Source organism: Paracoccus sp. R86501, from assembly GCF_042466435.1.
GTDB lineage: Bacteria > Pseudomonadota > Alphaproteobacteria > Rhodobacterales > Rhodobacteraceae > Paracoccus.
In genome coordinates this window covers 942,207-967,929 of sequence record NZ_JAXHPZ010000001.1, presented here as the reverse complement: position 1 = coordinate 967,929, position 25,723 = coordinate 942,207, and the positions used below count along the sequence as shown (strand labels likewise).

Below are 25,723 nucleotides of genomic sequence, written 5' to 3'. Positions count from 1 at the left end.
CGTTACACTGGAACGACCTTGCCCCGACCGGCATCCTGCCGGAATGCCGTTCTTATTGCGCGGCTTGCACGAAATCGCGGGCCAGCAGTCCTGTCAGGATCGAGCGCAGCATATCGGGCCGGAACGGCTTTTCGATCAGCGGGGCATGGTCGTATCCTTCGGGCAGATGTTCGCGCCCATAGCCCGAGACAAAGCAGAACTGCACCCCGCGCTGCGTCAGCAGGGCCGCGACGTCATGGACGGCCTCGCCTTTCAGATTGCCGTCCAGCAGGGCGATGTTGACGTGATTGGTGCGGATCTTCTCCAGCGCCTCGGCGACGGTGCGGGCGATGGCGACGACGGTAGCGCCCGCGTCCTCCAATTCATAGCGCAGGTCCAGGGCGACCAGCGGTTCATCCTCGACCAGCAGTACGCGGCAATCCGACAGGCTGACGGGGCGTTCGGTGGCCGGGGCCGAGGTCGCTTCGGGACTGGACTGCAGGGTCTTCAGCGGCGTTACGCCGTCGGACAGGCGGATGGTCCAGACCACGCCTTCGGGGTTCCACTCGACCTCGGCCGAGGCGTTGTCGCCCCCACCCGCCGCCGTGATCAGCGTGGTGCCGAAGCCGCTGCGGGCGGGCGCCGTCACCCTTGGGCCGCCGGTTTCGCGCCATGTCAGCTGCAACTGACCCTGATCCAGCGCCCAATCCAGATGCACCATGCCTCCGGGCGCCGAAAGCGCGCCGTATTTCGCAGCATTCGTGCCCAGTTCATGCAGCGTCAGTGCAAGGCGTAGCATGGTGTCGGGGGCCAGATCCACCAACGGACCGTTGCGCTGCAGCCGTTCGCCGTCCAGCGTCCCCGAACTGATCTGGTCGTCGATCAGCTGATCCAGAGGCGCACTGGTCCATGTGGCATCCGACAGGATCGAATGCGCCCGCGCCAGCGCCTGCAGGCGGCCACCGAAGCTGGTCTCGAACTGGGACAGGCTGTCGGACTGACGCAGGCTCTGGCGGGCAATGGCCTGCACGTTGGCCAGCGTGTTCTTGATGCGGTGGTTCAATTCGCCGATCAGCAACGAACGGACCTCTTCGGCCTGCTTGCGTTCGGTGATGTCCAGGATCTGCAGCGACAGCGACTGCTGGCCCGTGCCGTCCGACAGGACCGAGCCATAGACCTCGCAGCTGATCGCCCCGATGTCGGCGTGATCCAGCTGCAATTCGCCCGAAAAGCGCGGGGCACTGTCGGATGGGGCCTGCAGCCAACCCGACAGCAACTGTTCGGCATCTTCGTCCAGCCAGCCGCATTCGGTGCCCTTGGTGCCCAGCAGATCGCCCTTGGCACGCCCGAACATCCGCTCGGCCCCTTGCGACCAGTCGCGGATGCAGCCCTTGCTGTCCAGCGTGACAAAGGCCAGCGGCGAATTGTCGGCATGGGCACGCAGCTGGGCCATGGCGCGGTCGCGATGCATGGCGATCTCTCGCAGCTCGTCGCGCTGGCGGGCCAGTTCCTTGGCCTGCTTGCCGATGCGGAAGAACACCTCGGCCTTGGATTTCAGGATGACCGGGTCGATCGGCTTGAAGATGTAATCGACGGCGCCGGCCTCGTATCCGCGAAAACGGCGGGCCTCGTCCATCTCGGCGGCGGTAACGAAGATGATCGGCACGCTGCGGGTGCGTTCGGTCGAGCGCATCAGTTCCGCCAGCTCATAGCCGTCGGTGCCGGGCATCTGCACGTCCAGAAACGCCAGCGCATAGTCGTGCATCAGCATCAGCTCCAGCGCCTCGCTGGCCGATCTGGCACGGTTGACGACAAGGCCGTCGCGCCGCAGCAAGGCCTCCAGTGCCATGATGTTTTCGGGGATATCATCAACGATCAGGAATCTGATGGGGTTATGGGGCATTCAGCATCTCCTGGTCGGCGTTGCGGCGCCAGATCCGGTCGGGTTCGTCAAAGGTCGAAAAGGCCGCCGCATGGGCGGAAAAGCGCAGCGTTTCATGGGAACCCAGTCCCAGGAAACCGCCGCGGGTCAGCGCCTCGGCAAACAGCCCAAGCGTGCGGTCCTGCAGCGTGGTGTCGAAATAGATCAGCACGTTGCGGCAGGATATCAGATGCACTTCCGAAAACACCTGATCGGTGGCCAGATTGTGTTCGGTAAAGACGGTTCGCGACCGCAGATCGCGGTCGAAGGCGGCGCGGCCATAGGCTGCGGTGTAGTGGTCCGACAGCGACCCGCGCCCGCCCGCCTTCTGATAGTTCTGCGAAAAGACCGGCAGGCGGTCGATGTCATAGACGCCCGCCTCGGCCTTGGCCAAGGCGCGGCGGTTGATTTCGGTCGCATAGAACAGGGTGCGGTCGAACAGCCCCTCTTCCTTGAACATGATGGCCATCGAATACAGCTCTTCTCCGTCCGCGCAGCCGGCCACCCAGACCTTCAGCGACGGAAAGGTCCGCAGGTGCGGCAGCACATCGCGGCGCAGTGCCAGATAATATTCCGGGTCGCGAAAAATCTCGCTGACCTGAACGGTCATCGCATCGATGATGTCGGGCAGCACCGCGGGTTCGTGCAACAGGCGACCCTGCGCCTCGGACAGGGTCGTACAACCCAGCCTTTCGCGGACCAGATCGGCCCGCCGCGCCAGGGACGCCCGCGAATAGGACCGGAAGTCATAGTGGAACCGCCGGTTCAACGCCTCGAGGAACAGATCCAGTTCGATATCTTCGCCGGGTCCGGCGGGAACGGGTTCGACGCTCATCGGGGCATCCAGACACGGGTCAGCGACAGCAGCTTATCGACGTCAAGCGGCTTGGGCAGGTAGTCATTGGCACCGGCGGCGATGCATTGATTCTGATCCTCGGCCATGGCCTTGGCGGTCAGCATGATGATGGGCAGGGTCTTCCAGCGGTCGATCTTGCGGATTTCACGCGTGGCGGTCAGCCCGTCCATTTCCGGCATCATCACGTCCATCAGCACCAGATCCACCTTGGGCGCAGCCCCGTCGTTGATGCGGCCCAAGGCGTCCAGCGCCTCGCGGCCGTTGCGGGCGATCTGGACGGTGGCGCCATGGGGTTCGAAGACGCCGGTCAGGGCATAGACGTTGCGGATGTCATCCTCGACCACCAAGATGCGGCGGCCTTCCAGCTGGGCATCGCGGTTCAGGGATGCGGCCAGCATCTCGCGCTGCTTCTCGGGCAGATCGCTGACCACCTGATGCAGGAACAGCGTGACCTCGTTGATCAGCCGCTCGGGCGATTTGGCACCCTTGATGATGATCGATTTGGAGTAACGGCGCAGGCGCTGTTCCTCGGCCTCGGACAGGGCGCGGGCGGTATAGACGATGACCGGCGGGAAGGATGCCGTGCCGTCGCCGTCCAGCTGTTCCAGCAGTTCGAACCCCGAAGCATCGGGCAACGTCATGTCCAGCACGATGCAATCGACCGTCTGCGTGCGGCAGACGTCCAGCGCCGCAGCGGCGGTGCCCGCACCCACGGTCTCGACCTCATCGCTGGCCAGCAGCGCTTTCAGGCCCTCCATCTGGGCGGGATCATCCTCGACGATCAACACCCGGCGCAGTCGCTGTTCCATGCGGCTTTCCAGATTACGGATGGCCGTGGCCAGCGTGTCGCGCTGGATCGGCTTCATCATATAGCTGATGGCCCCCTGCGCCAGCGCCTGCTTGGTGTAATCCTCGGCCGAGACCATATGCACCGGAATATGGCGGGTGCTGGTGTCGCGCTTCAGACGGTCCAGCGCCGACAGGCCCGAATGGTCGGGCAGCCCGACATCCATCACGATCGCATGCGGCAGGAAGTGACGCGCGGCGCGCACGGCATCATCGGCACGACCAACGCAAATGCAGCGGAACTGCAACTCCTGCGCCAATTCGTACAGCAGTTGCGCAAAAGCCGGATCGTCCTCGACCACCAGCATGACGCGGTCGCCGGGACGGGTGATGTCGCGGTCGTCCTCGACCCCGTCCAGCGCGCCCAGAATGATGCTGTCATCGGTGATCTCAGGCGCGGCGGGCGCCGTCGGCATGGACCGCGATGCGGTGGGTTTACGCGACGCCGGGGTGTTGGGCAGGATCAGCGTAAAGACGCTGCCCTTCCCGGCCTCGCTGGTCAGCGTTACGCGACCGCCCAGAAGATCCGCCAGTTCGCGCGAGATCGAGAGGCCAAGCCCCGTTCCCCCGAACCGGCGCGAGATCGTGCCGTCGGCCTGACGGAAGGCCTCGAAGACGGCCTCCTGCTGATCGGGCGCGATGCCGATGCCGGTGTCATGAACTGCAAAGGCAATGCCCTGCGGAACCCGCGTGATCTTCAACGTCACCCGGCCCCGTTCGGTAAACTTCAACGCATTCGAGACAAAGTTCCGCAGCACCTGCTCCAACCGCTGGCCATCGGTTTCCAGCGCGGCGACGTCGGGCGCAACCTCGGCGGTCAGTTCCAGCCCCTTGGATTGGGCCTGAACCTCGAAGGCGCGGACCAGCTTCTTGGCGACATCCGCGGGTTCGATGGCATCGCGGGCGACTTCCAGCTTGCCGGACTCGATCTTGGACAAATCAAGGATGTCGTTGATCAGCAGCAGCAGATCCTTGCCCGAGCTCTCAATCGTTTCCGCCCAACGCACCTGTTCCGCCGTCAGCGTCTTGCCCCGGTTCTCGGCCAGCAATCGCGACATGATCAGCAGCGCGTTCAGCGGCGTGCGCAATTCGTGGGACATATTGGCGACGAATTCGGATTTATAACGGCTTTCGCGGGCCAGTTCGGCAGCCTGATCCTCCAGCATGCGGCGCGAGCGGGCCAAGGTGTCGCGCTGTTCCTCAAGCTCCTGCGTCTGGCTTTCCAGCTGGGCGTTCTGCTGTTCCAGTTCGACCTGTTGGGCCTCCAGCCGCTGCTGGCTGTCCTGCAGGGCGCGGGTCTGCTCCTCCAACTCCTCGTTCGAGGAGGCGAGTTCTTCGGAATGGCTGCGCAGTTCTTCGGCCTGAAGGCGCGTTTCCTCAAGCAATTCATGCATCTGCGCGCGATATTGAACGGATCGCAACGCGATGCCCAGCCTGTCGGACGTCCGGTCGAACAGGTCACGCACGCGGTCGGACACCGGCTTGTCGAAGCCCAGTTCCAGCACCGCATTCACGTGCCCGTTGTCCAGCAGTGGTACCAGCACCACGCGACCCGCGCGCCCCCGCGTCAAACCGCTGGACCAACCAAGGGCGGCTTCGGACGGCATCTCCAGTTCCAGGATCTCGGCTTCGGTCATGCAGCGGCCCAAGTGGCCGTCATCGACGGAAACGCGTTCGGCCAGCGCCGCTTCATCGACGCCCCAGGTTGCCAAGCGGCGCAGGCTCTCGCCTTCGCGGGCATAGATCACCGCGGCGCGTGCATCGACGCGCTGCGCCAGACTGCGCAGAACCTGCTGTCCGAAACGTTCCGCCGACAGTTCGCCCTGGATTGCCCGTCCGGCCGCCACCTGCCCTTGCTGCACCCATTCGGTATGCAGCAAGCGTTCGCGCGTCCGCACCATGCCGCGACCGCCAAAGCCCAAGGCCAGAAACACCAGCCCCGCCATCGAACGGTTGGCAATGGCCACACCGGTTCCGAACGACGCCTCGTCGAACATGAAGCCCAGTGCCATGCCCACACAGGCCGCCACCGCCACCAGAACCGGTGCGATCGGCCAGGGGCACATGAAGGACACGACCAGCGGCAGCAAGTAGATCAGCCAGACCGCCGTTCCCAATGGAAATGTCAGGTCGAGGGCGAAGACACCCCCCAGCGCAAGAACGACCGCAGCAAGGATCGTCAGGTTCTTGTTGTCGTACACGGGGGCTCCTGCAGGGGTCGGCGCAATCCGCCAGGTTAACGGTTCCCGTCGAACGCAAAGCGGCGCCGTTTTGTTCATCTTGCGATGATAAATAAATGATAATTTTACTGCGGCGCCGGAACCGCGCCGTCATCCAACATCGCATTCTAGTCTTGCGATGCATCGAAGTCGACCGCAAAGCACCCTGCGCTGCCGTCGCGTCAGTCCCGGCGACCGATCGGCCACATCCGCGACCAGACCCCGTCGTGCTGGATCAACGCATGGTGCAGCGCCGCGCCGATATGCAGCGCCAGCAGCGCGATCAGCAGAAAGGCCGCGATCTCATGCATCTCGCTGGCGGCCTCGGCAAAAGATTTGTTCCGTGCCACCAACGTCGGGATGCCCAGCGCGTCCAACGCCTCAATCGGGTATCCTCCGGCGCGCACCCGCAGATAGCCGGTCACCGGCATCACCACCAGCAGTGCATAAAGCGCCAGATGCGACAGCGCGGCGATCCGGCGCTGCCACATCGGGATCTGTGGTGGCAGGGGCGGTGCGGGATGGGTCATCCGCCAGATGATCCGCACCACCACGATCAGCAACAGCAAAACGCCGATGTTCTTGTGGAACAGGAACAGCACGTCCTGCAATGCCCGTGGCAAACCGTCGCGCACCATGATCAGACCCGCCGGGATCATCAGCAGCACGCCAAGCGCCACCAACCAGTGCAAAAACCGCGCTGTCGCGCCATATCGGGGTTGCCTGTCAGCCATTCCGCGATGGTATCACGCTGCGTCCACAGGGCAAGCGTCCGCTTGACGCCGCGCGGCCCTGTCATATCCTTGCGCGATGGACCCAAGGCCCCTTCGATGACCGCCCAGCCCGAAACGGAACAGCACGCCAGCCTGCCCTCGGGCATGCTTTCTTCAGGCGTGGCTGCCATCGCCCTGACATGGATGACGGCGTTGGTGATGGGGCATCAGCCGCCCTATCTGGCGCCAGCGTTGTTCCTGCCTGCGCTGCTGGTGGTCATGCGGCTGACGCAGCGCCATTATCCGCATGGGCGGTTCGGGGCGGCAAACACCATCACGCTGCTGCGGATGTCGCTGGCGACGGCGCTGCTGGTGTCCGTCGCTGTGGGGCCGGTGACGGGGTGGATGGTGGCGGGCGTCGCGGCGGTGTCGCTGGCCTTGGACGGGCTGGACGGATGGCTGGCGCGGCGACAGGGGCTGACCTCGGGGTTCGGCGCCCGCTTCGACATGGAGGTCAACGCCGCCCTCGCCCTGATCCTGGCCCTGCACGCCCTGCGCGGCGATCCCGTCGGCCCCGAGATCATGGTCCTTGGCGTCATGCGCTATCTGTTCATCGGTGCGGCGCATCTGCTGCCGTGGCTGGCCGCGCCGCTTTATCCCAGCTGGCGGCGCAAGGCGATCTGCGTGCTGCAGATCGCGACGCTGATCGCCCTGCAACTACCCGTCATGCCCGATGGCGTGGGCATCATCCTTGCCCGCATCGCCGCCGCAGCACTGATCTGGTCTTTCCTGCGCGACATCCTTTGGCTGAGGGCACAGCGGTGATGCGCCTGCTGAGCGCCTTGTTGGTGCTGCATCTGGCCACCGCCCTGCCCGATCCACGCGTCCTGCCCGGTCTGGACATGGTGGCGCTGGCGCTGTTGCTGGTCCTTTGCGGTCGCAGGGCGGCGGGACGGCTGCTGCAGGGGCTGGCGACCTTGGCGCTGATGCTGATCGTGGTGCTGCGGTTGGCCGACCTGACCATGGCCGAGAGCCTTGGCCGCCAGTTCAACCCCGTGGCCGACCTGCCGCTGATCGATGCATTGGTGCGCCTGCTGGCTGGCACCGTCGGCGTGCTGGCGGCGGTGGGCGCCTGCATCGGGGCTTTGCTGGTCGGCGGACTGCTGGCATGGGCGATCTGGTGGTCGCTTGGCACCATCCGCCGCGCGGGCGGGCGTGCTGTTCTGCCGGTGCTGGTGCTTGCAGGACTGGCGATGATCACCCCCGCCATGCCCGGCCTGAGGTTCGCACAGGACCGCATCCAGCTGGCGGCGCGGACCGTGACGCAGCTTGCCGATTTCCGCCGTCAAAGCGAAAACGATCCGATGCGACAGCTGTCCGCGCCCCTGTCGCTGATCGACCGGGATGTGCTGGTGGTCTTTCTGGAAAGCTATGGCCGGACCAGCTTTGACACACCCTTCTACGGCGATCTGCACCTGACAACCCTGCGCGAGGCGCAGTCGCGGCTGTCCAAGGCCGGTCTGGCGATGCGGTCGGGATTCCTGACGTCGCCCACGCATGGCGGGCAAAGCTGGCTGGCACATGCCACCTTCATGAACGGAATGTGGATCGGCGATCAGACGCGGTATCAGGCTTCGGTCGCCAGCGATCGCTGGACGCTGTTCGATCACGCGCGACATGCCGGTTTTCGCACGGCAGCCATCATGCCCGCCATTACCCGCCCTTGGCCCGAAGGGACGCGGATGGGTTTCGATACCGTCTTCGCCGCCGGTGATCTGGGGTACCGTGGGCAACCCTTCAACTGGGTCACCATGCCAGATCAGTTCACACTGTTCGCGACCGACCGCATCCGGACGCGCGATCACGATCCACGCCCGCTGTTCGCGCAGGTCGCGCTGATTTCGTCCCATGCGCCCTGGACGCCGGTGGCGCGGATGATCCCATGGCAGGACGTCGAAGACGGCGCGGTCTTTGACGACATGGCCACGACCGGCCCCACCCCGCGTCAGGTCTGGCGGGACCGGGAAATCGTCCGCCAGCATTACCGCGACGCCATCGACTATACCCTGCAGGCGGTGACCGAATATGCCGAACGGCAGGCAGGCGACCCACCCCTGATGGTGCTGCTGGGGGACCATCAGGCGGCCAGCAGCATCGGTCTGGACCAGCGCAGGCAGGTGCCGATCCACGTCATCGGCCCTGCCCCGCTGGTCGCACGCACCGCCGGTTGGGGCCTGACCCCGGGCCTGATCCCCCCCGCCGATGCCCCAGCCATCCCGATGGAGGCCATGCGCGACAATCTGCTGCGGAGCTTTTCGCCGCCCGCGGACGTTCCCCCCGCATGACGCTGAACAAGGCCCTGCAAATGCTGACCGCCCTGCTGCTGCTTGGCCTGCTGTTCGCGGGCCTTGATGGTGGTCAGGCGCTGTCGTTGCTGGCACAGGCGGACCTTGGATGGCTGGCCACAGGGCTGTTGGCGCTGACGGCGCAGACGCTGCTGTCGGCATGGCGGTGGCAATTCACGGCGACGCGCCTTGGCCAGACACTGACGATCGGTCGGGCGATCCGCGAATATTATCTGGGCCAAGTCGTCAATCAATCGCTGCCCGGTGGCGTTCTGGGCGATGCGGGTCGCGCCTATCGCGCCCGCCATGACGGAGGGCTGCGCCGTGCCGGGACCGCCGTCATGATCGAGCGCACCTTGGGCCAATTGGCGCTGCTGGCGATCATGCTGACGGCATTTTTGCTGTACGACGGCCCTCCGCTGCCCGCCACGATCAAAGGCCTGATCACCGCAATCTGCCTTGGCGGAGCGTTGCTGATGACAGCTTTGCTGGTCGTGACGTGGTGGCGCGGATGGCTGGCGGTGGCACGACCCGCCCTGCTGGACCGTGGTGCACTGCCGCGACAGATCGGGCTGAACCTTGCCATCGCAGGCCTGAACATCGCGGGTTTTGCCTGCTGCGCCCATGCGACGGGCACGCTGATGACCGCGCCGCAGGCCGCGCTTTATGTTCCCTTGATCCTGCTGACCATGGTCATCCCGATCACGATCAGCGGTTGGGGCATCCGCGAAGGCGCGGCGGCCACGCTGTTCCCGCTTATCGGGGCCAGCGCCTCGGCGGGGCTAGCGGCCAGCACGGCCTTCGGTCTGATGTTTCTGCTCAGCACCCTGCCGGGCCTGCTGGTTCTGGCGCTGCAAGGCAGCACATCACCCCGATATCCCAAAGCCAATCTGACGGTGGATCCATGACCCGACCCGCGACCTTTGCCCTGCCGGGCGATATCACCACTTTGACGGGGGGATATCTGTATGACCATCAGCTGGTGCAGGCGCTGCGCGATCAGGGACGTTCGATGCAGGTCTTGCAGCTGCCCGACAGCTTTCCGACCCCGGATGCGGCAGACATGGCGCAGGCCGTGGACCAGCTGTCCGCCCTGCCCGCCGATCAGCCGGTCATTATCGACGGGCTGGCCTTTGGCGCCCTGCAGACCGAGGCGCTGGCTTCGGTCCGTGCGCCCATCGTCGCGATGATCCATCACCCGCTGGCGCAGGAAAGCGCCCTGCCCGCCGAACTTGCCGACCACCTGCTGCGGACCGAGCGGGCGAACCTGACGTTGGCACGCCATGTTCTGGTCCCCAGCCCACACACCCGCGACATGCTGATCGAACGCTATGACGTGGCCGCGGATCGCATCACCATCGCGCGTCCCGGCACCAAGGCACGCCAGCATCCTCAGGTGCCGAAGGCCGATCCGGCGATGATCCTCTCGGTCGGGATCCTTCATCCGCGCAAGGGTCACGACGTGCTGGTGCAGGCGCTTGGGATGCTGGGCGATCTGGAGTGGCAGGCGCAGATCGTCGGCAACCCTTGGGATGATGCGCATGTCGGCCAGCTGTGCGACCGGATCGCCCGCAGCGCCATGGGCGACAGGATCACGCTGGCGGGGCGGGTGTCCGACGGCCGGCTGCAGAACCTCTATGGGCAGGCGTCGGTCTTTGCGCTGGCCACCCGGTACGAGGGCTATGGCATCGTCTTCGACGAGGCGCTGTCCCACGGCTTGCCCATCGTCAGCACGACGGCAGGGGCGGTTCCCGGCACGGTTCCCGCCGATGCGGGCCTGCTGGTTCCCCCCGATGACGCAGGCGCCCTGTCTGACGCCCTGCGCCGCATGCTGACCGATGCGCCATTCCACAAGGCGCGCGTGAAAGCCGCGCAGCAGGCCGGCGCAGCGCTGCCCAGCTGGGACGACACCGCCCGCATCGTCGCCCGCGTGCTGGACAGTGTCATGGATGCGCCTGCCTAGTGGACAGTTTGCAGATCCTGCACCACCATGCGCCAAACCACCGACCGGAGAACGCGATGAAATCCCTGTTCCACCTTGCCATCCATGTGACCGACCTGGATCAGGCGCGACGCTTCTATGGCGACATTCTGGGCTGCACCGAGGGTCGGTTGACCGACAGCTGGGTCGATTTCGATTTCTTCGGCCACCAGCTTTCGCTGCATCTGGGCCAGCCTTTCGCGACGACGCGCACTGGCAAGGTGGGCGACCACATGGTGATGATGCCGCATATGGGCGTTGTGCTGGCCCTGCCCGATTGGCTGGCCCTGGCGGACCGCCTGCAGTCGCATGGCGTCGAATTCGACATCCCGCCCGTCATCCGCTTTCAGGGTGAGCCGGGCGAACAGCGGACGATGTTCTTCTTCGACCCCTCGGGCAACCCGATCGAGGTCAAGGGCTTTGCCGATTTCGAAGGGCTTTTCGCATCATGACGCTGCCCACTGTCACGCAAGCCACCCTGCCCATCCATAACAGCAATGACCGCTTTCCGGTCCGCCGCATCTTCTGCGTCGGGCGCAACTATGCCGATCACGCGCGCGAGATGGGCCATGACCCCGACCGCGAACCGCCCTTCTTCTTTACCAAACCCGCCGATGCCGTTCTGACCGACGGCGCCGATCTGCCCTATCCGCCTGCCACCTCGGAGCTGCACTACGAGGCTGAACTAGTCGTGGCCTTGGGCGCGGGCGGCACGGACATCGCGCCGCAGGATGCCACGGCGATGATCTGGGGCTATGCGGCGGGCAACGACTTCACCCGCCGCGACCTGCAGGCGCAGGCCAAGAAGATGGGGCGGCCTTGGGACATGGCCAAGGGGTTCGACCTTTCAGCAGCCATCGGCCCCCTGCATCCCGCAGCCCAGACCGGCCCGTTGGACAAGGGCCGGATGCAACTGCTGGTCAACGGCGATATCCGGCAGGACAGCGATCTGTCGCAGATGATCTGGCCGGTGGCCGATATCATCAGCCACCTGTCGGGGCAGGTCCGACTTGCACCGGGCGATCTGATCATGACCGGCACGCCCGCAGGCGTCGGTGCCGTCACGCGCGGCGATCAGGTGACGGTGCGAATCGAGGGCCTCAGCCCCCTGACCACCCGTATCGCCTAGCCCAGGGAATATCCGGTGCCGCGGACCGTGCGCACCGGATTGTCGCCGCCGTTCTGCATCAGCGCCTTGCGCAATCGGCCCACATGCACGTCGATGGTGCGCGTATCGACATAGATGTCGCGCCCCCAGACCCGGTCCAACAGCTGTTCGCGTGTCCAGACCCTGCCCGGCTTTTCCATCAGCGTGGACAGCAGGCGAAACTCGGTCGGGCCCAGATGCAGCGATTGGCCGGCACGAAAGACGCGGTGTTCGGACGCATCCAGAATGATGTCCGCAAACGACAACCGTTCGCCCATGCTGGCGGGACGCGTGCGGCGCAGCTGGGTGCGCAGACGCGCCATCAACTCGACCACGGAATAGGGTTTCACGACGTAATCATCGGCACCTGTTTCAAGGCCGCGGACGCGGTCGGCCTCTTCGCTGCGGGCCGACAGCATGATGATGGGGATGTTGCGGGTGGCGGGGTCGGCCTTTACCTGACGGCAGACCTCGATCCCCGAGACCTTGGGCAGCATCCAATCCAGCACGATCAGATCGGGCATTTCTTCCTGAACCAGCAGCAGCGCGTCTTCACCATTGTCGGCGACGACGCATTCGAAACCCTCAGCTTCCAGATTGTAGTGCAGGACTTCGCGTTGCGCGCCTTCGTCTTCGACGATCAACACGCAGGGGGCCTGGCGGGACATGGATCAGCCCTCCTTGACGGTGTCAACCATCGGGACGCTGTTGCCCTTGGGGCGCGCCTCGTCGGGCAGTTCGCCGGTCACCAGATAGACCACCTGCTCGGCGATCGAGGTCGCATGGTCGCCCATCCGTTCGACGTTCTTGGCGATGAAATGCAGATGCATGCAGGAGGTGATGTTGCGCGGGTCTTCCATCATATGGGTCAGGAATTCGCGGAACAGCGCGTTGTACATCTGGTCCACCTCAAGATCGCGCTGGCGCACGTCCTGCGCCAGATCGGCGTCGCGGCGGATATAGCTGTCCAGCGCATCCTGCAGCATCTTGTTCACGGCATTGCTCATCCGGCGCAGCGCCATGCCCGCGCCTTCGATGGCGGGCATCTGCGACAGGACCGAGGTGCGCTTGGCCATGTTCTTGGCGTAATCCCCCACCCGCTCCAGCGAGGCCGAGATCTTGATGACGGCCAGCACCATCCGCAGGTCGGTCGCGGTCGGTGCGCGCAGGGCGATCAGGCGGGCGGCATCCTCGTTGATCTGGGCCTCCAGCGCGTCGATGGCCTTGTCGCGGCGGCGGACCTCGTCGGCCAGTTCCTCGTCGCGGGTGTCCAGCGCGGTCGAGGCGTCGGTGATGGCGGCTTCCACCATGCCGCCCATCTTGACGACCAGCGCTTGGATGGTTTCCAGATCACGGTCGAACGCCGAGGAGATGTGCTTGTCGCGGTTCATGATCGCTTCCTTCTGTCGGCTCAGCCGATCCGGCCCGAGATGTATGCCTCGGTCCGGCTGTCGCGCGGTTTGGTAAAAATGTCGTCGGTATCGCCGTATTCCACCAAGTTGCCCAGATGGAAGAAGGCCGTCTTCTGGCTGACGCGGGCGGCCTGCTGCATCGAGTGCGTGACGATCACCACCGAGAATTTCTCGCGCAGTTGGTCGATCAATTCCTCGACCTGGCTGGTGGCGATGGGGTCCAGCGCGCTGCAGGGCTCGTCCATCAGCAGGACCTCGGGGGCGGTGGCGACGGCACGCGCGATGCACAGGCGCTGCTGCTGGCCGCCCGACAGGCCGGTGCCCGGTTCGTGCAGGCGGTCCTTGACCTCGGTCCACAGGGCGGCACCGCGCAGGCTGTTTTCGACGATCTCCTCCAGCTCGGCCTTGTTGCGGGCAAGGCCGTGGATGCGGGGGCCATAGGCGACGTTGTCGAAGATCGACTTGGGGAACGGGTTCGGCTTCTGGAAGACCATGCCGACCTTGGCCCGCAGCTGCACCGGATCGACACGGCGGTCATAGATGTCGTCGCCGTCGATGCGGATCTCGCCCTCGATGCGGGCGATGTCGATGGTGTCGTTCATCCGGTTGATGCAGCGCAGGAAGGTCGATTTCCCGCAGCCCGACGGACCGATGAAGGCGGTTACCGTCTTGTCCAGAATTTCGACGTTCACGTCCTTGATGGCGTGCTTTTCGCCATAATAGACCTGCACGTTCCGGGCCGAGATCTTGATGTCTTGTTGGCTCACGGCGCTCTCCGTTCGGGTCGTGTCATACATTTTTATACGGCCTTCTTGTGCAGGTTACCAACGGCGCTCGAACTTGCGGCGCAGGAAGATCGCCAGCAGGTTCATGCACAGCAGGAAGATCAGTAGGATGATGATGGCGCCCGAGGCCCGTTCGACAAAGGCCGGGTCGCTGCGCTGCGTCCAGTTGTAGATCTGGACCGGCAGGGCGGATGCCGGGTCGAACAGTCCTTCGGGCGGGGCTGCGGGGAATTCGCGCACAAAGGCCACCATGCCGATCAGCAGCAGCGGTGCGGTCTCGCCCAAGGCCTGCGCCAGACCAAGGATGGTGCCGGTCAGGATGCCGGGCATCGCCAGCGGCAGGACGTGGTGGAAGACCGACTGCATCTTGGACGCACCCACCCCAAGCGCCGCATCGCGGATCGACGGCGGCACCGCCTTCAGCGCCGCACGCGTCGAGATGATGATCGTCGGCAGCGTCATCAGCGTCAGCACCAGACCGCCGACGATGGGGGCCGATTGCGGCAGGCCCGCGAAGTTGATGAAGACCGCCAGACCCAGAATACCGAAGACGATGGACGGCACGGCGGCCAGGTTCGAGATATTGACCTCGATGATGTCGGTCAGGCGGTTCTTGGGGGCGAACTCCTCGAGATAGATCGAGGCGGCGACCCCGATCGGCACCGACAGGAACAGCACCACCAGCATCATATAGAGCGACCCGAGGATCGCGATGCCGACGCCTGCCGCCTCGGGGCGTTGGTCGGACGCGTCGGGATTGGTGATGAATTCGCGGTTGAAGCGGGTCACCAGCACGCCATCCTCGGCCAGCGCATCCGCCAGCATCAGCTGCTGGGGCGAGGTGTTGCTGTCCCGCTCGGCGCTTTCCTTGGTGACGCGGCCCTTGAAGTATCCGTCGATCCGGCCGTTCACCAGCACGTTCACCTCGACCGTCTGGCCGATCAGTTCGGGGTCGGCCAGCACGCGGTCGCGCAGTTGGGCAGATGCCTCCTTCGAGACCAGACCCTTGATATCCTTCTTGGACAGGCCTTCGATCTGGCTTTCCATTTGGGCGACCGCCGCATCCAGCGCGTCATCCAGCACGCGGCCATAGGCCAGCGTCAGCACCTTGGACATTTCCGCCGGATCACGGTTGCCCTTGGGGTCCAGCTTTTCGGCGCTCAGCGCGACGGGCATCGACAGATAGGTCTGGCGGAACGCCCCCGAACCGTCACGCACGATCGTCCCCACCAGCACCACCAGCGCGATGACGGCGATGCAGATGGCGATGGCTCCATAGGCGCGGAAGCGTTTTTCGGCGGCGTTGCGGCGGCGGGTGCGCGGATCGACCTCGAACAGGGAAATCTTGGCGGGGTGGTTCGACATATCGGTCATTCGTACTGCTCGCGGTATTTGCGCACGATGATCAGCGCGACGATGTTCAGGCACAGGGTGATGACGAACAGGGTCAGACCCAAGGCGAAGGCAACCAGCGTTTCAGGTGATGAAAAGTCGTTGTCGCCGGTCAGCTGGCTGACGATCTTGACGGTGATGGTGGTCATCGCCTCAAGGGGGTTCAAGCTCATGGTGGCGGCAGCACCGGCACCAAGGACCACGATCATGGTTTCCCCGATGGCGCGGCTGGCGGCCAGCAGGACGGCGCCGACGATGCCCGGAAGGGCGGCGGGCAGCACGACCTGGCGCACGGTTTCGGACGGTGTCAACCCAAGGCCCAGCGCTGCATCCCGCAGGCTTTGCGGCACGGCGTTGATGATGTCATCGGACAGCGAACTGACGAAGGGGATCAGCATGATGCCCATGACCAGACCCGCGGTCAGCACTGATGACGCCGAATTGCCCAAACCCAGCGGTTGCGCGATCCAGTCGCGCAGCAGCGGGCCGACGGTGATCAGGGCGAACAGGCCGTAGACGATGGTGGGAATGCCGGCCAGCAGCTCGACCATGGGTTTGGCAAAGCTGCGGATGCGGGGGCTTGCGTATTCCGACAGATAGATCGCGGCGAACAGCCCGATCGGCACCGCCACCACCAGCGCGATGAACGAGATGTACAGCGTCCCCCACAGCAGCGGCAGCATGCCCAGTTGCGAATTGCCGTCAAAGCGCGGCGTCCATTCGAGCCCAAAGAAGAACTGCTGCCAACTGTATTTCTGGAAGAAGCTGCCGGTCTCGAAGATCAGCGACAGCACGATGCCGATGGTCGTGGCGATGGCGATCATCGAACAGATGATCAGCAGCGACATGACCATCCGCTCGACCGCGTTGCGGGCCTGGAAATCGGCGCCGATGCGGCTGATGCCCCAGCCCAGCCCCAGGATCGCGCCGCCCAACACGGCAAGGCCCGCGATACCGCCCGCCTCGGGGGCGATCTGGCCACCCATGCGCAGCAGCGATACCAGAACGACGATCGCCGCCGCAGGGCCGAAGGTGGTCAAGGCAACGCTGAGGCCGTGATAGGTCGGGCGGCTGTGCAGCACCCGCACGTCAGGGCCTGCGGCACCAAACGCGCGGTTGCGACCGATCAGATATCCGGCGACGGCCAGAAGCAGGCTGGCGATCAAAGCCCAGGACAGTGGCATCGGTGCTGTTCCTTGCTGATGGAAAAAGGTCCGGACCGCGGGATCATACCCCGCGGTCCGCAATGCGTCTTACTGCATGGTCGTTTCGTCGGCGACGGCGGCCTGGGTTTCGGCCAGCTCGGGATCGGAAACCAGACCGTATTCGGCCAGCGGGCCGTCGGGGCCTGCGATTTCATCCGCGACGAAGAATTCGGCGAATTCCTTGACGCCCGGCACTTCGGCGATGTGGGCTTGCTTCACATACATGAACAGCGGACGCGACACGGGGTATTCGCCCGAGGCGATTGTCTCGGTCGAAGGGGTCACGCCGGACATGGTTGCGACCTGCAGAGTGTCGGTGTTGTTTTCATAGAACGACAGACCGAACACCCCGATGCCATTGGGCGAGCTGTTGATGCGTGCCAGCGTTTCCGTGTAATCGCCGTCGATGTCGACCGATTTGCCATCGGTGCGCAGGGTCATGCAGGCGGCCTCGGCTTCGTCTTCGCCCATCTCGGCGGTGAAAGCTTCCATCGCGCCGCTGTCTTCGCAGCCCTTCAGGATGACTTTTTCCTCGAAGACTTCTCGGGTGCCGTGACGGGTGCCGGGCACGAAGGCCAGAATTTCCTGATCGGCCAGATCGGGGCTCACATCCGTCCAGTTGGCGGCGGTGTTGTCAACGATCTTGCCGTCTTGGACGACCTTGGCCGACAGAGCCTTGAACCAATCGGCGGGGGTGAATTCGAAGGCATTGCCATCGGCCAGGTTGGCGAAGACGATGCCGTCATAGCCGATGCGGACTTCCATGATGTCGGTCACGCCATGGGCTGCGCATTCCTCGACTTCGCTGTCGCGGATCTTGCGGCTGGCGTTGGCGATGTCGATGGTGTTTTCGCCGACGCCCTCGCAGAAGCGGCGCAGACCGGTGGACGATCCGCCCAATTCCACGACCGGCGTGGCAAAATCGCTGTTTTCGCCGAACAGCTCGGCCACGATGGTTGAATAGGGCAGCACGGTCGAGGAGCCTGCGACCTGCACCTGATCGCGCGCGGCGGCAGCGCCAGCCGACAGGGCGATCACGGAAATGGCGGTCGCGGTAAAGCCGATGGTCTTCATGCGTGTTCTCCGGGATTGGATGGAACGGAATGTCATGACGGCAGGCCTAGTAAGTTCTGATGACGCCTATGTATGATTTTCGTGACAATCATATGACAGCCACTTGGGCTTCCCGCAGAAAAAAGGCCCCTGCGTCGTATGACGCAGGGGCCGTTCATCAACAAATGCAGGCGTTTCAGCCCCAGTCGGCCTCGAACTCGCGCCATTCGCGCGCGCCCATACCGCTGTCCTGCTGTGTGACGGTTTCCCCCGCAAGGCGACGTTTCAACACGGCGGCGGCCTGTGCGGACAGGCTGACAGCATCCATCCGGTAATCGCGGAAAGCACCGAATGCGGCCGGAACCCAGTCCTTGACGATGTCGCACATGACATCGGCATAGGCGCGGATCTCGTATTGCGCATGGCTGTCGGCACGCAGGCGCAGGAAGTGCAGCAGATTGTGCAGATCGACCTTCCAGTACCACTGGGTATAGATGTTCGTCGGCAGGTTCATCCGCGCCAATTCGCGCGCCAACCCCTGCTGACCGTCCTGGCTTAGCATAAATTCGTAATTGTCATAGCTGCGCATCGCGTCTTCGCGCAGCAGGTTCAACACGCGCTGCGCTTCCTCGCCCTGCAAGACCTCGCCGCGACCCTGATGGTTCTGGCTGGATTGCGCGGCCAGCTTGTCTTCGGCCGGGATATAGAATTCACGGTCCATCACCGAATAGCGGCCCGAATATTCATTGATGTTCGCGGTGCGGTGGCGGATCCACTGACGGGCGACGAAAACCGGCAGTTTGACGTGCAGCTTGACTTCGCACATCTCGAACGGGGTCGAATGCCAGTGCCGCATCAGATAGCGGATCAACCCTTCGTCGTTCTGCACCGACTTGGTGCCCGTGCCATAGCTGACGCGCGCCGCCTGACAGATCGCCGCATCGTCGCCCATATAGTCGATGACCCGCACGAAGCCATGATCCAGCACCGGATAGGCGGTATAGAGATGCTGCTCCATCCCGTCGGCGACGGTCCGAAGGGTCTGGCGCGGAGTTTGGCGCTGTTCGTCGATCTGGGCCTGCTGTTCGGGCGTCAGGGGCATTTGGGGACCTCATGGATGGCAAGCCTTCCTTTGCCATGCGGAACAATCCGCTGCAACCGCGTCGGACGGCGCGGCGTTGATTGGGCCGGCAAGGCGTGCCACCTTGCGCGCCACAAGACAGGAGATCCCATGAAAACCCGCTATCTGCACACGATGGTCCGCGTGAAGGACCTAGAAAAGACGATGGAATTCTTCGGCCTGCTGGGCCTGAAGGAAACCCGCCGCATCGACAACGACAATGGCCGCTTTTCGCTGATCTTCATGGCACCCGAAGGTCAGTCCGAATGCCCGGTCGAACTGACCTACAACTGGGACGGCGACGAAGGTCTGCCCTCGGACAGCCGCCATTTCGGCCATCTGGCCTATAGCGTCGGCAACATCTACGACATGTGCCAAAAGCTGATGGATGCAGGCGTGACCATCAACCGCCCCCCGCGCGACGGGCATATGGCTTTTGTCCGCAGCCCCGACAACATCTCGATCGAGCTGCTGCAGGAAGGCGACAGCCTGTCCCCGCAGGAACCCTGGTCCAGCATGGAAAACACCGGCAGCTGGTAAAGACGCCCGCGCGCGCATTCACCGAGGATGCGCGCGCGACCTTAGTAGATATAGCGGATCTGTTCCGTCCAATACCGCTCGATCCGACGGTGCTGCAGGTTGACCAGATCCAGCATCGGATCCTCCAGAACGCCCGACATCGCCAGATCCTCGGCGTGGCGGATGAACATCCCGCGAACCATATCGCGCACGATCTGCCCTTCCTCGGTCAGTCGCACTCGCACCGAACGCCGATCGGAATCGCAGCGTTCGTGATGGACATAACCCATCGCCACAAGCTTTTTCAGGTTATAGCTGACATTCGATCCCTGATACATGCCGCGGGATCGAAGTTCCCCTGCCGAGACCTCGGCCTCGCCCAGATTGTACAGGATCATGGCCTGCACCGGGGTCAGATCACCGCGGTGCAGCCGTTCGAATTCATCCTTGATCGTGTCCAGCATCAGCCGGTGCATCCGCTCCAGCAACTGCAGCAATTCAAGGTAGGCCACCGTCAGGTCGGACATGTCGTCCGCAAGGTGGCTTTGGTCATTTGTCGGGCGCGGATCGCGCGGGGCCTGTGCGAGCATGGCGGTAAGATGTCCTGTCCTGTTCGTCGTGATTTGACAATCGCGGACAAAAGGAAATCTTGAGTTAATTCTGCAGCACCCCGCCCGAAGATTTCAGAACAATTTTAGCGACCTGCCGCGAATCTTTCCCCGGCATGCGCCGCGATGCGATCAAGCAGCGGCGAGAACATGGCGGCAGCCAGATCGCGCGCGGCTCGCGTGTCCTGCCCGATGCGCGCCGTGACCCATAGATACAGGTCCTGATCGTTTTCACCCAGCATCCGTTCGTACAGATCCAGATCATCCGCCGACAGCGTGGCAAGCTGGTCGTCGGCGAAATGGCCCAGGATCAGGTCCATTTCCTTCATGCCCCGCCGCCAGCTGCGCATATGCAGGCGCTTCAGCCGGTTTTCGGGGGTTTCCATCGTCTCAGCCATGACCCAAAGCCTCTTCCATGCGTTCGATGCGGGCGCAGGCTTCGGCCAGCAACTGACGCAATTCGCGTAGTTCGGACCGCAGGGCCTGACCTGCTGCGGTGTCTTGAGGCCCCGCCCCCTCTGCCGTCAACAGCCAAACGGGCGAAACACCTGCAATCGCGGCGATCCGCCCCAGGATCGAGGGCGTCGGCTCGGCCTGGTCAACCTCCCATCCCTCAAGCGTTTCAGGGCGCAGGCCCAGCTGTTCGGCCATCTGATCGACCGTCAGCCCGACCCCTTCGCGCGCGGCGGTCAGCCGGTCACCCATCGTTGCCACCGGATCGGCATAGCTGTCCATCGTGATCAAACCCCTGCTTGTGGCACATATCGGCAAAGCGTATGCCAAGCCTGCCCACAGTTCAAACGCAGTTCCCATAACGACAGGTGCACCATGGCATTCATTTCCGACCGGCTTGCACGCATCAAGCCCTCGCCCACCATCGCCATGACGACCCGCGCGGCGGAACTGCGTGCCGAAGGCCGCGACATCATCGGCCTGTCGGCGGGCGAGCCGGACTTCGACACGCCCGAACATGTTCGCGACGCCGCCAAATCAGCCATCGACGCGGGCCATACGCGATATACGGCGGTCGATGGCACGCCTTCGCTGAAACGCGCCATCGCAGATAAATTCGCACGCGAAAACGGGCTGGATTACGCGCCATCGCAGATCACCGTCGGCACGGGGGGCAAGCAGATCCTGTTCAACGCGCTGATGGCGACGCTGGACGATGGCGACGAGGTGATCGTCCCCGCCCCCTATTGGGTCAGCTATCCCGATATGGTGCTATTGGCGGGGGGCACGCCGGTTGTCGTCGAATGCGGCATCGATGTCGGTTTTCGCCTGACGCCCGACGCGCTGGAGGCCGCGATCACCCCGCGCACCAAATGGCTGATCCTGAATTCGCCGTCGAACCCGTCGGGGGCTGGTTATGATCGCGCCCAGATGCAGGCGCTTTGCGATGTGCTGCTGCGCCATCCGCAGGTCTGGGTGCTGGCCGACGACATCTATGAACATCTGGTCTTCGACGGCTTCGAATTCTGCACCCCCGCGCAGGTCGAGCCGCGCCTGAAGGACCGCGTGTTGACCATGAACGGGGTCAGCAAATCCTATGCCATGACCGGCTGGCGCATCGGCTATGGTGCCGCCCCCGAAACGCTGATCAAGGCGATGGCCAAGCTGCAATCGCAATCGACCTCGAACCCCTGTTCGGTCAGCCAATATGCCGCCGAGGCCGCGCTGACCGGCCCGCAGGATTACATCCACGACAGCCGCGCGGTCTTCCAGCGCCGTCGCGATCTGGTCGTCGCGGGACTGAACGAATGTCCCGGTCTGGAATGTCCGGTGCCGCAGGGGGCGTTCTATGTCTATCCTTCGATGGAGGGTCTGATCGGGGCGACCTCGGCGGGGGGCACGCTGATCCGCGACGACGAGACCTTTGCCAACGCCCTGCTGGACGAGGAAGGCGTCGCCGTCGTCTTTGGCGCCGCCTTCGGCCTCAGCCCGCATTTCCGCATTTCATACGCGACGGCGGACGATGTCCTGCGTGATGCGGTCGCAAGGATCCGCCGGTTCTGCGAGGGGTGCAACCGCCTTTGACCGGCACGCGTTGGGTCCGGAACACAACCAGGAAAGGACCTCTCATGCTGCCCCACAACGCCATGGTGGTCGTCGCTGACGGCCATTCCGCGACGATCTTTCGCAATATCGCCAAATACGGGATCGAACTGTCAAAGACCCATCATGTGACGCCGGCTTCGCTGTCGAAGCCCGCTCATATGGCGATCCCGGACGAGGCAGCTGCGAACAGCCAGCATGACGAGGCCGCCTTTGCCATCGACCTGACCCATCATCTGAACACTCTGATGTTGCAGCGTGATCTGGACGATGTCGCGATCATCGCCGACCCTTCGACCCTTGGCGTGATGCGCAAGCATTATCACAAGGAACTGCAGTTTCGCCTGCGCCGCGAAGTTGCCAAGACCATGACCAATTCGGACATCCGCAGCGTCCAGACCCTGCTGGACTGAGATCTGACCGACCAGTTAAAAGGGCGCCCCGATGAAACGGGGCGCCCTTTCTGCATCAGAAGATGCCAAGAACATAAAGAACGATGATCACGACGACCGGAACACCCAGAAACCAGGCTGCGATACCCTTCATTGCGTTTCTCCTTACGCGATATGTCGGGTAACGCGGCGTTCTGTCGCGGGTTCCCTCAAAGCGCCGTCCAACCGCCATCGACGCTGATCGAGGTGCCGGTGATCTGGGCCGCCGCATCACTGCACAGGAAGACCGCCGTATCGCCCAGCTGGTCCGTGGTGGCGAATTCCTTGGAGGGCTGGCGTTCCAGCAGGATCTTCTCGATCACCTCGTCGCGGCCCATGTCGTATTTCTTCATCGTATCGGGGATCTGCAATTCGACCAGCGGCGTCAGGACATAGCCGGGGCAGATGGCATTGCAGGTGATCGGCTCGCGCGCGGTTTCTAGGCCGGTGACCTTGCTGAGACCAAGGATGCCATGCTTGGCCGCGACATAGGCCGATTTGAACGGGCTGGCCGTCAGACCATGCGCCGATGCGATGTTGATCACCCTGCCCCACCCCGCCTTGCGCATCATCGGCAGCGCCGCCGCCGTCGTGTGGAAGGCCGAGGACAGGTTGATGGCGATGATCGCGTCCCATTTCTCGGTCGGGAAATCGGGAATGGCGGCGACATGCTGGATGCCCGCATTGTTTACCAAGATGTCGCAGGCCCCCGCCTTTTCGATCAGCGCGCGGCATTCGGCGCCCTTGGACATATCGGCCGCGATGTATCGGACGCTGACGCCATGTTCGGCGGCCATGTCGCGGGCCAGCTGATGGTCGGTGTCGCTGTCGGTAAAGCTGTTCAGCACGATATCCGCACCCGCCTTTGCCAGACGGTGGGCCACGCCCAGCCCGATGCCGGAATTCGATCCGGTGATGATTGCGGTCTTGCCTGTCAGGAATTTCTCGAACATCGGCTGCTCCTCGGGGTTGGCCTCGTCCGGCGTGCTTGGGTCCGGGCGATGTTGCAGGCGCAGCATGGGCAAAAAAAAACGCCCGCACAAGGCGGGCGCAAGTTATGAGGCAGGTTTCATACAGGCAAGAAACCTATCGAGCAGTGCCCTATTTATACGCGAGGAACCGCCCGAGTCCAAGACAGTTCTTCTGCGCTTGGTTGACGCCCCCTTGGCGAGCCTGTTGATAATGCGATCAAAGAAAGACAAACGGGGCGGCGGGCAATGCAAATCTTGGAAATCCTTAACAATTGCGGAACGGATCGTGTCCTCTCGGCGATCGCGGCCTTGACAATCGGTGTTGCAGCAATGCCTCTGGCAAGCCTTGCCGAACCTGCACATGGTCTTGCAATCTATGGCAAACCTGCACTTTCGCCCGATTTTTCCCATCTTCCTTATGCAAATCCTAAGGCGCCGAAGGGTGGCGCAATTCGGCTGGCGGAACCGGGCGGCTTCAATTCCCTGAAGCCCTGGGTGCTGAAGGGCAATCCGGTCTGGGGCGTGGGCGTTCATGTCGCAGAAACGCTGGCCATGCGGTCGATCGACGAGCCCTTCACCGTCTATGGCCTGCTGGCCGAGACGATCGACACCGCCCCCGATAGGTCCTGGGTCGAGTTCACCCTGCGCCCCGAAGCGCGCTTTTCCGACGGCAGCCCCGTGACTGTCGAAGATGTGATGTGGTCCTATGAGACGCTTGGGATCAAGGGCCACCCCCGCTATCTGGGGACGTGGTCCAAGGTCGCCAGCATGGAACAGACCGGCCCGCGCAGCATTCGTTTCACCTTCACCGAACAGGACCGCGAACTGCCGCTGCTGATGGGTCTGCGCCCGATCCTGAAAAAGGCCCAATGGGAGGGTCAGAATTTCAGCGACTCAAGTCTGGAACCGCCCATCGGCACCGGTCCCTATGTCATCGACCAAGTCGATCCGGGCCGCGCCATCACCTTCCGCCGCAACCCCGACTATTGGGGCAAGGATCTGCCGCTGATGGCCGGGATGAACAACCTCGATACCATCCGCTATGACTATTTCGGCGATGCCAACGCCATGTTCGAAGCCTTCAAGGCCGGCGAGGTGAACGCCTGGCGCGAACTTTCCGCCCAGAACTGGGCCAGCGAATATGATTTCCCGCTGGCGACCTCGGGGGGGATCGTCAAGGAACAGATCCCGAATGAACGTCCCTCGGGGATCATGGGGCTGGTGATGAACACCCGCAATCCGATCTTCGACGACTGGCGGGTGCGTCAGGCAATGATCGAGATGTTCAACTATCGTTTCATCAACCGCACGCTGAACGGCGGGGACGATCCGCGGATCACCTCGTATTTCTCGAACTCGGTGCTGGCGATGTCGCATGAAGCGGCGACCGGTCGGGTGGCCGAACTGTTGCAGCCCTTTGCAGGCGACCTGCCCCCCGGCACGCTTGAAGGCTATGATCTGCCCGAGGGCAGCGAACGCCCGATGGACCGCCCCGCCGTGCGTCGTGCGTTGGCCTTGATGAAGGAGGCGGGCTGGACGGTGCAGGACGGAAAGCTGGCCGATGCCCAAGGCCGCCCGTTTTCATTCGAGATCCTGCTGAACCAGAACGGATCGTCCATGCGGACCGGGTCTGAAACCCAGCAGATCGTGAACATCTATGTCGAGGCCCTGCGCCCGCTTGGCATCACGCCCCGCATCACGCTGCTGGACAGCGCCCAGTATATCGAACGCACCAACAACTATCAGTTCGACATGACCTGGTACGAACGCGGACTGTCGCTGTCGCCGGGCAATGAACAGCGCCTCTACTGGGGCAGCGACGGCGTGGACACCCCCGGCAGCCGCAACTGGATGGGCATGGACAGCCCCGCTGCCGAAGCGATGATCGACGCCATGGCCACCGCCGAGACCGGCGAGGATTACACCGCCGCCGTCAAGGCGCTGGACCGCGTGTTGACCGCCGGACGCTATGTGATCCCGGTCAACTTTTCCCCGTTTTCGCGTCTGGCACATTCGTCGGACCTGAAATACCCCAACGAAATACCGATATACGGAGACTGGCCGGGATTTTTACCGGAAGTCTGGTGGCAGGAGACGAACTGATGCGCATGTTTTGGGTTACACTGCTGGCCTGCATCACGCTGGCCGGATGCAACACAATCGCC

General features: G+C 63.6%; 25 protein-coding genes. 10 read left to right on the top strand and 15 right to left on the bottom strand.

The window, feature by feature from the left end:
• Positions 1 to 52: 52 nt before the first annotated feature.
• The 4 genes from SJY40_RS04760 to SJY40_RS04745 all read right to left on the bottom strand — a co-directional run bounded on the left by SJY40_RS04760 (position 53) and on the right by SJY40_RS04745 (position 6,555).
• Entirely contained in the window at positions 53 to 1,882 is a 1,830-nt protein-coding gene (locus SJY40_RS04760) for a response regulator (protein WP_378943344.1), read from the bottom strand.
• Complete coding sequence (locus tag SJY40_RS04755; RefSeq protein ID WP_378943342.1) at positions 1,872 to 2,735, bottom strand: CheR family methyltransferase; 864 nt, start codon at positions 2,733 to 2,735, stop codon at positions 1,872 to 1,874. The genes SJY40_RS04760 and SJY40_RS04755 overlap by 11 nt, the downstream gene beginning before the upstream one ends.
• A complete protein-coding gene (locus SJY40_RS04750) occupies positions 2,732 to 5,803 on the bottom strand; it encodes a response regulator (RefSeq protein ID WP_378943340.1) in 3,072 nt (1,023 codons plus the stop codon). Before SJY40_RS04750 ends, SJY40_RS04755 begins: the two co-directional genes overlap by 4 nt.
• A 200-nt stretch (positions 5,804 to 6,003) precedes the next feature.
• Positions 6,004 to 6,555, bottom strand: a complete 552-nt coding sequence (locus tag SJY40_RS04745) for a cytochrome b (RefSeq protein WP_378943338.1) — start codon at positions 6,553 to 6,555, stop codon at positions 6,004 to 6,006.
• Between the two features lie 96 nt (positions 6,556 to 6,651).
• On the opposite strand from SJY40_RS04745, the gene SJY40_RS04740 reads away from it, so the two are divergent.
• From SJY40_RS04740 to SJY40_RS04715, 6 genes are read left to right on the top strand one after another with little or no spacing between them, the layout of a single operon-like run.
• Positions 6,652 to 7,359, top strand: a complete 708-nt coding sequence (locus SJY40_RS04740) for a CDP-alcohol phosphatidyltransferase family protein (RefSeq protein ID WP_378943336.1) — start codon at positions 6,652 to 6,654, stop codon at positions 7,357 to 7,359.
• Complete coding sequence (locus tag SJY40_RS04735) at positions 7,359 to 8,879, top strand: sulfatase-like hydrolase/transferase (RefSeq protein WP_378943334.1); 1,521 nt, start codon at positions 7,359 to 7,361, stop codon at positions 8,877 to 8,879. The genes SJY40_RS04740 and SJY40_RS04735 overlap by 1 nt, the downstream gene beginning before the upstream one ends.
• Positions 8,876 to 9,787, top strand: a complete 912-nt coding sequence (locus tag SJY40_RS04730) for a lysylphosphatidylglycerol synthase transmembrane domain-containing protein (RefSeq protein ID WP_378943332.1) — start codon at positions 8,876 to 8,878, stop codon at positions 9,785 to 9,787. Before SJY40_RS04735 ends, SJY40_RS04730 begins: the two co-directional genes overlap by 4 nt.
• Positions 9,784 to 10,842 carry a glycosyltransferase family 4 protein gene (locus SJY40_RS04725; protein WP_378943330.1) on the top strand — a complete coding sequence of 353 codons (1,059 nt, stop codon included), beginning with the start codon at positions 9,784 to 9,786 and terminating at the stop codon, positions 10,840 to 10,842. Before SJY40_RS04730 ends, SJY40_RS04725 begins: the two co-directional genes overlap by 4 nt.
• A gap of 56 nt (positions 10,843 to 10,898) precedes the next feature.
• Positions 10,899 to 11,312 (top strand): VOC family protein, encoded by a 414-nt coding sequence (locus tag SJY40_RS04720; RefSeq protein WP_378943328.1) that lies wholly within the window; start codon positions 10,899 to 10,901, stop codon positions 11,310 to 11,312.
• On the top strand, positions 11,309 to 11,989 hold the full coding sequence (locus SJY40_RS04715) for a fumarylacetoacetate hydrolase family protein (protein WP_378943326.1): 681 nt from the start codon (positions 11,309 to 11,311) through the stop codon (positions 11,987 to 11,989). The genes SJY40_RS04720 and SJY40_RS04715 overlap by 4 nt, the downstream gene beginning before the upstream one ends.
• Here the strand turns inward: SJY40_RS04715 and phoB are convergent.
• From phoB to thyX, 7 genes are all read right to left on the bottom strand, one after another.
• Positions 11,986 to 12,675 carry a phosphate regulon transcriptional regulator PhoB gene (phoB, locus tag SJY40_RS04710; protein ID WP_378943324.1) on the bottom strand — a complete coding sequence of 230 codons (690 nt, stop codon included), beginning with the start codon at positions 12,673 to 12,675 and terminating at the stop codon, positions 11,986 to 11,988. The two genes, SJY40_RS04715 and phoB, sit on opposite strands and share 4 nt — an antisense overlap.
• 3 nt (positions 12,676 to 12,678) lie before the next feature.
• Positions 12,679 to 13,398, bottom strand: a complete 720-nt coding sequence (phoU, locus tag SJY40_RS04705; protein WP_378943322.1) for a phosphate signaling complex protein PhoU — start codon at positions 13,396 to 13,398, stop codon at positions 12,679 to 12,681.
• Positions 13,399 to 13,418: 20 nt separating this feature from the next.
• Positions 13,419 to 14,216, bottom strand: coding sequence for a phosphate ABC transporter ATP-binding protein PstB (pstB, locus tag SJY40_RS04700; protein ID WP_378943320.1), 798 nt, complete (start codon positions 14,214 to 14,216; stop codon positions 13,419 to 13,421).
• Between the two features lie 24 nt (positions 14,217 to 14,240).
• Complete coding sequence (gene pstA, locus SJY40_RS04695) at positions 14,241 to 15,578, bottom strand: phosphate ABC transporter permease PstA (protein ID WP_378943318.1); 1,338 nt, start codon at positions 15,576 to 15,578, stop codon at positions 14,241 to 14,243.
• Positions 15,575 to 16,780 (bottom strand): phosphate ABC transporter permease subunit PstC, encoded by a 1,206-nt coding sequence (gene pstC, locus SJY40_RS04690; RefSeq protein WP_378943316.1) that lies wholly within the window; start codon positions 16,778 to 16,780, stop codon positions 15,575 to 15,577. Before pstC ends, pstA begins: the two co-directional genes overlap by 4 nt.
• Before the next feature lie 69 nt (positions 16,781 to 16,849).
• Positions 16,850 to 17,875: a substrate-binding domain-containing protein gene (locus SJY40_RS04685; protein ID WP_378943314.1), complete on the bottom strand. Its 1,026-nt coding sequence runs from the start codon at positions 17,873 to 17,875 to the stop codon at positions 16,850 to 16,852.
• A gap of 175 nt (positions 17,876 to 18,050) precedes the next feature.
• Positions 18,051 to 18,956, bottom strand: a complete 906-nt coding sequence (gene thyX / locus SJY40_RS04680; protein ID WP_378943312.1) for an FAD-dependent thymidylate synthase — start codon at positions 18,954 to 18,956, stop codon at positions 18,051 to 18,053.
• 129 nt (positions 18,957 to 19,085) lie between these two features.
• Here thyX and SJY40_RS04675 point away from each other — a divergent pair, with 129 nt between their 5' ends.
• Positions 19,086 to 19,514, top strand: a complete 429-nt coding sequence (locus SJY40_RS04675) for a VOC family protein (protein ID WP_378943310.1) — start codon at positions 19,086 to 19,088, stop codon at positions 19,512 to 19,514.
• A gap of 41 nt (positions 19,515 to 19,555) precedes the next feature.
• Here the strand turns inward: SJY40_RS04675 and SJY40_RS04670 are convergent, their stop codons facing one another.
• The 3 genes from SJY40_RS04670 to SJY40_RS04660 form a co-directional block, all read right to left on the bottom strand.
• Positions 19,556 to 20,020, bottom strand: coding sequence for a MarR family winged helix-turn-helix transcriptional regulator (locus SJY40_RS04670; protein WP_378943308.1), 465 nt, complete (start codon positions 20,018 to 20,020; stop codon positions 19,556 to 19,558).
• A gap of 167 nt (positions 20,021 to 20,187) precedes the next feature.
• Positions 20,188 to 20,499, bottom strand: coding sequence for a succinate dehydrogenase assembly factor 2 (locus tag SJY40_RS04665; protein ID WP_378943306.1), 312 nt, complete (start codon positions 20,497 to 20,499; stop codon positions 20,188 to 20,190).
• The gene (locus SJY40_RS04660; RefSeq protein ID WP_378943304.1) at positions 20,492 to 20,836 is read right to left on the bottom strand and encodes a helix-turn-helix transcriptional regulator; all 345 of its coding nucleotides are present in this window, start codon (positions 20,834 to 20,836) and stop codon (positions 20,492 to 20,494) included. Before SJY40_RS04660 ends, SJY40_RS04665 begins: the two co-directional genes overlap by 8 nt.
• A 93-nt stretch (positions 20,837 to 20,929) precedes the next feature.
• Here SJY40_RS04660 and SJY40_RS04655 point away from each other — a divergent pair, with 93 nt between their 5' ends.
• Positions 20,930 to 22,138 carry a pyridoxal phosphate-dependent aminotransferase gene (locus SJY40_RS04655; protein ID WP_378943302.1) on the top strand — a complete coding sequence of 403 codons (1,209 nt, stop codon included), beginning with the start codon at positions 20,930 to 20,932 and terminating at the stop codon, positions 22,136 to 22,138.
• A gap of 44 nt (positions 22,139 to 22,182) precedes the next feature.
• The gene (locus tag SJY40_RS04650; protein WP_378943300.1) at positions 22,183 to 22,569 is read left to right on the top strand and encodes a host attachment protein; all 387 of its coding nucleotides are present in this window, start codon (positions 22,183 to 22,185) and stop codon (positions 22,567 to 22,569) included.
• Between the two features lie 188 nt (positions 22,570 to 22,757).
• Here SJY40_RS04650 and SJY40_RS04645 read toward each other — a convergent pair whose 3' ends face one another.
• A complete protein-coding gene (locus tag SJY40_RS04645; RefSeq protein WP_378948280.1) occupies positions 22,758 to 23,540 on the bottom strand; it encodes a 3-hydroxybutyrate dehydrogenase in 783 nt (260 codons plus the stop codon).
• A 348-nt stretch (positions 23,541 to 23,888) separates the two neighbouring features.
• Between SJY40_RS04645 and SJY40_RS04640 the strand changes: the two genes are divergently transcribed.
• A complete protein-coding gene (locus tag SJY40_RS04640; RefSeq protein ID WP_378943298.1) occupies positions 23,889 to 25,661 on the top strand; it encodes an extracellular solute-binding protein in 1,773 nt (590 codons plus the stop codon).
• The last annotated feature ends 62 nt before the right edge of the window (positions 25,662 to 25,723 follow it).